This window comes from Streptomyces cahuitamycinicus, from assembly GCF_002891435.1.
Lineage (GTDB): Bacteria > Actinomycetota > Actinomycetes > Streptomycetales > Streptomycetaceae > Streptomyces > Streptomyces cahuitamycinicus.
In genome coordinates, this window is the sequence record NZ_POUC01000951.1 from 1 (window position 1) to 548 (window position 548).

1 protein-coding gene is annotated in these 548 nt (G+C 74.6%); it reads right to left on the minus strand.

What is annotated here, in order from left to right; genetic code table 11:
- Positions 1-219: 219 nt before the first annotated feature.
- Positions 220-548 (minus strand): hypothetical protein (locus C1J00_RS44040; protein ID WP_102914282.1); only part of this gene is annotated, 329 nt, incomplete at its 5' end.

The window sequence follows — 548 nt, forward strand, 5'->3', positions numbered from 1 at the left end:
GCGTGGGAGACGGCGGCGGACAGGGTCATGGTGCGGTTCCTTCGTTCGGGTTGGGTTCCGGCGCGGTGCTCTCCGGCCGGGTGATGTGGTCATGCGGGTGGTGCTTGCGTCGCGCCCCGGGGCGGCTCGTACGTCCGGGCCCCGGGGCGCGGCGGGCTGTGTGCCGTCGGCGAGTAGGCCGGGCGGACGCGGCTTGCGTCGCGTCCGCCCGGCGGGCGCCTACGGGCGGCAGCGGTTCGTGGTGAACGCGGTGCAGCCGTCGGGGCAGGCGTGGACGCGTTCGGCGGCGAGGAGCAAGCGCACGTTGCTGGGGCCCTGGGCGCGGCGCTCGATGCCGCCGTTGCCGTGGATCAGCTCGATGCGGAGGACCTTGCCGGAACGCTTGCCGATCTGGAGGGTGCCGAAGGTGCCGTGCTTGCCGCCCGCGTTGAGGGCGATCCGGCGGACGCCCCGGTGAGTGCCGCCCTCGGAGGGGCGCAGCCCCTCCTTCTCGGCGAGGCGGATGATGCCGACGGTGTACGCGGTGAGGCCGGTGAGGTCGAGTGGCG